Raw genomic sequence first — 6,445 nt, 5'->3', positions numbered from 1 at the left:
GTCCGTGCACACCGCTCCGACGGCCGCCGCGCCCGCCCCGGCCGCGCCGACGAGCCCGCAGATGTTCACTCCTCCGGGGCAGACCCCGACACCGCCCGGAGCCCCGCCGGCGGGTCAGTACGCGCCTCCCGGCGCACCCGCGGGACAGTTCACGCCGCCGGGCGCCGTCGCCGGCCAGTTCGCGCCCCCCGTTGCGCCGGGAGCCTTCCCGGGCCAGGCACAGCCCTTCGGCGGCGGCACCCAGCTCGCCCCCGTGCCGCCCGAGGCCAACGTCCGGGTCGTGCTGACGAAGTACGCGGAAGCCCCCGTCGGCGACCGCTGGACCGAGCAGAACGCCAACCTGGTGCGGGCCACCCTCACCAAGGACGCGCCCATCCTCGCCAAGCAGGGCAGCATGGTCGCCTACCAGGGCGACATCGACTTCGCCCACAAGGGCTCCGGCCTCCTCGGCAAGCTCACCGGCGCGCTCACCGGACAGGGCATGTCCCTGATGCGGTGCACCGGCAACGGCGAGGTGTTCCTCGCCGACGAGGCCAGCCGGGTCTTCGTGATCCGCCTCCAGGGCGAGCAGCTCTACACCAGCGCCCAGGGCGTGCTGGCCTTCGACGAGACGCTGGAGACCGAGGTCCGCCGCATCGAGGGCGCGGGACTGCCCGGCGGAGGCTTCTTCAGCATGCTCTTCTCCGGCACCGGCGCGGTCGTCGTCAAGACCCGCGGCGTGCCCGTCGTCCTGCCCGTCGGCGCGGCCACCTACGTCGACGGCAACGCCGTCATCGCCTGGTCCGCCGGTGCCCAGGCAGTCACCACGACCTCGCTCAGGCTGCGCCGATCCGGGTACGCCCGGCAGACCACCGAGGCCGTGAACCTCCAGTTCCGCGGCGCCCCCGGCAACTTCGTCGTCGTACAGCCCTTCGAGGTGTGAGGCCATGGACTCCCAGACTCTGAGTGCGCACCGCGCCGCCGCGACCGGCGTCCGCATGAGTGTGCACAGCTCCAAGACGCTCAAGGTCACCATGGTCACCGGGCAGGACCTGATCGCCAAGGCCGGCTCGATGATCGCCTACGACGGCTATGTGCAGTTCGACGGGGCGCCCGCGAGCCTGCGCCGCTCGGCGGAGGAGATGGTCACCGGAGAGGGCGGCCGGCTGATGCTGGCCCGCGGCGACGGCGACCTGTACCTCGCCGACTACGGCGGCGACATCCTCGTCCTGCACCTGAACGGCGAGGCCCTTTCGGTCAACGGCGCCACCCTGCTGGCCTGCGACGCCTCGCTGGAACTGGCCATCGAGCCGGTCAAGGGGCTCGCCAAGCTCTCCGGCTCCGGACTGACCAACCTCGTCATCAAGGGCACCGGCTGGGTCGCCCTGGTCAGCCGGGGCATCCCGATGGCCCTGGACTGCGCCGAACGCGAGACGTACGTCGACCCGGACGCGCTCGTCGCCTGGACGACCGGCCTGGAGATGAAGGCCCGCCGCACCATCAAGGCGAGCGCCCTCATCGGCCGCGGCAGCGGCGAGGCCTTCCAGATCGGCTTCAAGGGGCAGGGCTTCGTGGTCGTCCAGCCGAGCGAGGACACCGGCGACCGATTCAAGATCCGGGGCTGAGGGGAGCACCTAGCACCATGCACAGCACACTCTTCGCACATGTCCCGGTCGAGTCGACCGGGCGCTACACCCTGCAGAACCCGCAGCTCCTGAAGACCGACGTCACCCAGGGCAGCAGCCCCGTGCTCGCCCGGCAGGGGGCCATGGTGGCCTTCGAGGGGCAGGTCGAGTTCGACAGCCAGTACCGCAACCGCAGCTGGCGCAACGTCGAGCGGATGACCGGCGAGGGCCTGGACCTCATGCGCTGCAAGGGCAACGGCATCGTCTACCTGGCGAACCTCGCCCAGCACCTGCACATCATGGAGGTCGGCCGCGGCATCACCGTCGACAGCTCCTACGTCCTCGCCTTCGACGGCTCCCTGGGCGTCGGCATCGTCGCCGTGGACAGCGCCGTCGAGGTGGCCGCCGCGGGCGCCTACAACCTGGAGCTGTCCGGCTCCGGGCAGGTCGTGCTGATGACCTCGGGCGAGCCGCTGGTCCTGGAGGTCGGACCCGACAAGAACGTCTGCGTCGACTCCGACGCCGTCATCGCCTGGTCCACGTCCCTGCGCACCCAGCTCCAGGCGCCCACCTCCACCTCGGGCGTGTGGCGCCGCAGGGGCACCACCGGCGAGGGCTGGGAGATGCACTTCGGCGGCACCGGCCACGTCCTGGTCCAGCCCAGCGAGCTCCTGCCGCCGCAGGGCATGCGCAACGGCGGGGTGCTCGGCCAGTTCGGCATGCGCGGCAACTCCCTCGGGGGCAGCAACAGCTAGTCAGCATGTGTAAGGGGCGCCCGCCATTGCCGGGCGCCCCTTACACATGCGCCGAGAAGACGCTCAAAGCCTCGCGCGCGTCGCTTCCAGCAGGCGTACGACGGACTCGTCCGCCACGCCCGCGACCTCGTCGTAGGCGAACCAGCGCACGTCGAGGGACTCCTCGCTGATCGCCTCCACGGCGCCCGCCGGGGCGAGGGCGGCGTACTGGACGTCGAAGTGCCAGTGACAGGGCGCCGGGATGGGGTGCCGGTCCAGGCGGACCGGGCCGCCGGGCAGCAGGGCCAGCCCCGCGACGCCCGACTCCTCCGTCGCCTCGCGCAGGGCCGCCGCCTCCAGGGACGGGTCGGCCGGCTCGCAGTGACCGCCCATCTGGAGCCACATCCGCAACTTCTTGTGGAGGGTGAGCAGGACCTGACCGCGTGACGGGTCGATCACCAGGGCACTCGCCGTGATGTGCCCCGCCTCGCAGGACTTCCACACGCCGTCCGGGTGGGCCGCGAGATGGTCCAGGTAGGCCTGCCGCAGCTCCTCCTGGTCCTCGTACCCCTTGAGCACGAGGACCGCTTCGTCGTGCAGGCTCACTCGGAGTCGTCCTCGGAGTCGTCCTTCTTCCTCAGGTCGGGCTTGCCGTCCGCCGCCTCGCCGAGCATCTTGTCCAGCTCGGAGAAGTCGAGCTGCTCGCGGTGCACGAAGCCGTCCGGGTCGTCCAGGTCGGACGCGGTCGGCAGCATGTCCGGGTGGGCCCACAGACCGTCACGGCCGTCGACACCGCGCGCGTCCGTGAGCGAGGCCCACAGCCGGGAGGCGTCCCGCAGCCGGCGCGGGCGCAGCTCCAGGCCGATCAGCGTGGCGAAGGTCTGCTCGGCGGGGCCGCCCGAGGCACGCCGGCGGCGCAGCGTCTCGCGCAGCGCGTCCGCGGACGACAGACGGGGCTTGGCGGCCGCGTGGACCACCGCGTCCACCCAGCCCTCCACCAGCGCCAGAGCCGTCTCCAGACGGGCCAGGGCCGCCTTCTGCTCCGGGGTGTCCTCCGGCTGGAACATGCCCTGCTGGAGCGCGTCCTGAAGCTGCTCCGGGTTCTGCGGGTCGAACTGGCCGACCACGTCCTCCAGCTTGGCGGTGTCGACCTTGATCCCGCGCGCGTAGCCGTCGACCGCGCCGTACAGGTGCGAGCGCAGCCACGGCACGTGTGCGAAGAGGCGCTGGTGGGCGGCCTCGCGCAGGGCGAGATACAGCCGCACCTCGTCCTTGGGGACGCCCAGGTCCTTGCCGAAGGCCTCGATGTTCACCGGCAGCAGCGCGGCCTTGCCCGCCGGGCCCAGCGGCAGGCCGATGTCGGTGGAGCCGACGACCTCGCCCGCGAGCACGCCGACGGCCTGCCCGATCTGGGTGCCGAACATGGCGCCGCCCATCGAGCGCATCATGCCGATCAGCGGGCCCGCCATGGCCTGCATCTCCTCGGGCAGGACGTCGCCCATGGCGGTGCCGACCCGCTCGGCGACCGGGTCGACGAGCTCCTTCCACGCGGGCAGGGTCGCCTCGACCCACTCCGCGCGGGACCACGCCACCGCGGAGCCCGCCCCGGACGGCAGCGACGTCGCGTCGTCGAGCCACAGGTCCGCCAGGCGCACGGCCTCCTCGACCGCGGTGCGCTCGGCGGGGCCGATGCTCGCGTCCTTGGTGCCGTCCGAGGTCCCCTGGGAGACCGTCTGCCGGGCGATCTGCTTGGCCATGTCCCAGTTCACCGGGCCGCCCTCGTACGAGAGCATCTGGCCGAGCTGCTGGAAGGCGGCGCCCAGGTCGGTGGGGTTCAGCGATCCGAACATGGCAGCGAGCGGATTGTCGGCACCAGGACCACCGGGGCCGCCAAAGCCTCCGGCTCCGGGCAGAGCGCCGAAACCGAACGGGTTGGCCGGTCCCTGACCACCACCGCTCTGCTGGTCCTTCTTCTTGCCCTCGTCGCCGTCGTCCGGCTCCTCCGGCGGAAGGCCGAATCCGAATGGGGTGTCACTCACGGGATTCCTCGGCTGGTAAGGCCACCGGTTGCCTCCGGCGGCGCGGCTGCCCGATAACACCCCCCAGCGTAGACACCGACGGCCGTCGGGGCCTCGGTGCTCCGCCGACTCTCCGCCTGCGGCAGGATGGATGCCACCTGGTACGTACGCGTCACTCGCGTTCCTACTGAAGACAACCGCTGGAGACGCCCGGTGAGTTCCCCTGATCCGCAGGTTCGCGCAGCGCGAAACCAGTCAACCAATCCCGCCACGCGCGGGCCAGTCGTCGCGGTCACCGGTGCCGCGTCCGGCGTCGGAGCGCTGCTCACCGAGCGGCTCGCCGCCTCGGAGGAGATCAAGCAGGTCATCGCGCTGGACGAGCGGCGCGGTGAGTGCGCCGCGGCGCAGTGGCACATCCTGGACGTACGGGATCCCGCCATCGCGGAGAAGCTGCGCGGGGCCGACGTGGTGGTGCATCTGGCGCTCGACCTCGACCTGGAGACCGACCCCGCGGCGCGTACGGCCTACAACGTGCGCGGGACGCAGACCGTGCTGACCGCCGCCGCGGCCGCGGGTGTGCACCGGGTCGTGCTGTGCACCTCCGCGATGGTCTACGGGGCGCTGCCGGACAACGAGCTGCCCCTGTCGGAGGACGCCGAACTGCGGGCCACCGCGGAGGCGACCGGGGTCGGGGACCTGCTGGAGATCGAACGGCTCGCACGGCGGGCGCCCCGCGCGCACCCCGGGCTCAACGTCACCGTCGTACGCCCTGCCGTGCTGGTCGGCGGCGGTACCGACACCGCTCTGACCCGGTACTTCGAGTCTCCGCGGCTGCTGGTCGTGGCCGGGTCCCGGCCGGCCTGGCAGTTCTGCCACGTCGAGGACCTGTGCAGCGCTCTGGAGCACGCCGTCCTGGAGAAGGTCGACGGGGAGCTCGCCGTCGGGTGCGACGGGTGGCTGGAGCAGGAGGAGATCGAGGAGCTCAGCGGGATCCGCCGGATGGAGCTGCCGTCGGCGGTCGCGCTGGGGGCCGCGGCCCGGCTGCACCGGATCGGGCTGACGCCGTCCCCCGCGGGGGACCTGGCGTACACGATGTACCCCTGGGTGGTGAGCGGGAGCCGGCTGCACGACGCCGGATGGCGGCCGCGGTGGACCAACGAGGAGGTCCTTGCTGAGCTGCTGGAGGAGGTCGCCGGACGGCACACGGTCGCCGGGCGGCGGCTGGGGCGCAAGGACGCGACGGCGGCGGGCGCGGCGGGTGCGACGGTCGCGCTGCTGGGTGCGGCGGCGGTGGTGCGGCGGGCGCGGAAGGCTCGGCGGCGGATCTGAGCGCTTGAGGGAGTGCCGCGGGAGGCGGGCGGGCGGCTGCGGGTGCGCTGTGGCTGGTCGCGCAGTTCCCCGCGCCCCTGAGGGTTGGCGTATGCACCGGTGACATGATGTGCCCGCCTGTATGAAAGCTCTATTCCTGGTGGATCGCCACGTGCGGCACGATGGACGTATGGCACCCACCTTCGATCACCCCGGTGAGCAGACCGCCGACGAGCCCATCAAGCTTCTCGCCATCCGTGACACCCCCCTCTCCCTCGACGAGGTCTTCCAGGCCGTCGGGGACGACGCGGCCGGGGGGACCGCCCTGTTCGTCGGGACCGTCAGGAACCACGACGGGGGCGCCGACGTCGACAGGCTCGGGTACTCGTGCCACCCCAGTGCCGAGGCCGAACTGCGCAGGGTCGCCGAGAAGGTCGTCGCCGAGTTCCCGGTGCGGGCCCTCGCCGCCGTGCACCGCGTGGGGGACCTCGGGGTCGGGGACCTCGCCGTCGTCGTCGCCGTCTCCTGCCCGCACCGGGGCGAGGCCTTCGACGCCTGCCGGAAACTGATCGACGATCTCAAGCACGAGGTGCCGATCTGGAAGCACCAGACGTTTTCTGACGGTACGGAGGAATGGGTCGGCGCCTGCTGAGCCCGCCGTCGGCGCCCTGCTGAGCCCGCCGTCGGCGTCTGCTGAACCCTTCCTTCACCCCTCCGGTTGCGTAACCGCACCCCTGGCGTGAGCGTTGTCAGTGCGGATGGTTAATCTGCTGATCAGTCA

Annotated in this window: 7 protein-coding genes; 5 read left to right on the top strand and 2 right to left on the bottom strand. The window is 72.0% G+C overall.

Translation table 11 applies throughout. The features are described 5' to 3' along the window. The 3 genes from AOJ26_RS10385 to AOJ26_RS10375 form a co-directional block, all read left to right on the top strand. Positions 1–922 (top strand): AIM24 family protein (locus AOJ26_RS10385; RefSeq protein ID WP_234358519.1); only part of this gene is annotated, 922 nt, incomplete at its 5' end. 4 nt (positions 923–926) lie between these two features. Continuing rightward, entirely contained in the window at positions 927–1,604 is a 678-nt protein-coding gene (locus AOJ26_RS10380; protein ID WP_053847938.1) for an AIM24 family protein, read from the top strand. A gap of 17 nt (positions 1,605–1,621) precedes the next feature. Then, complete coding sequence (locus AOJ26_RS10375) at positions 1,622–2,359, top strand: AIM24 family protein (RefSeq protein ID WP_053847937.1); 738 nt, start codon at positions 1,622–1,624, stop codon at positions 2,357–2,359. A gap of 63 nt (positions 2,360–2,422) precedes the next feature. On the opposite strand, the gene AOJ26_RS10370 is transcribed toward AOJ26_RS10375, so the two are convergent. Beyond that, positions 2,423–2,944, bottom strand: coding sequence for an NUDIX hydrolase (locus tag AOJ26_RS10370; protein WP_053847936.1), 522 nt, complete (start codon positions 2,942–2,944; stop codon positions 2,423–2,425). After that, positions 2,941–4,377 carry a zinc-dependent metalloprotease gene (locus AOJ26_RS10365; RefSeq protein WP_053847935.1) on the bottom strand — a complete coding sequence of 479 codons (1,437 nt, stop codon included), beginning with the start codon at positions 4,375–4,377 and terminating at the stop codon, positions 2,941–2,943. The genes AOJ26_RS10370 and AOJ26_RS10365 overlap by 4 nt, the downstream gene beginning before the upstream one ends. 192 nt (positions 4,378–4,569) lie before the next feature. Here AOJ26_RS10365 and AOJ26_RS10360 point away from each other — a divergent pair, with 192 nt between their 5' ends. Both AOJ26_RS10360 and AOJ26_RS10355 read left to right on the top strand, forming a co-directional pair. Continuing rightward, positions 4,570–5,685, top strand: coding sequence for an SDR family oxidoreductase (locus tag AOJ26_RS10360; RefSeq protein WP_053847934.1), 1,116 nt, complete (start codon positions 4,570–4,572; stop codon positions 5,683–5,685). A gap of 169 nt (positions 5,686–5,854) precedes the next feature. Further along, on the top strand, positions 5,855–6,316 hold the full coding sequence (locus AOJ26_RS10355) for a molybdenum cofactor biosynthesis protein MoaE (RefSeq protein ID WP_053847933.1): 462 nt from the start codon (positions 5,855–5,857) through the stop codon (positions 6,314–6,316). The last annotated feature ends 129 nt before the right edge of the window (positions 6,317–6,445 follow it).

The organism is Streptomyces sp. NRRL B-24085, assembly GCF_001282115.1.
Lineage (GTDB): Bacteria > Actinomycetota > Actinomycetes > Streptomycetales > Streptomycetaceae > Streptomyces.
This window is presented reverse-complemented; position numbering and strand designations above follow the sequence as displayed.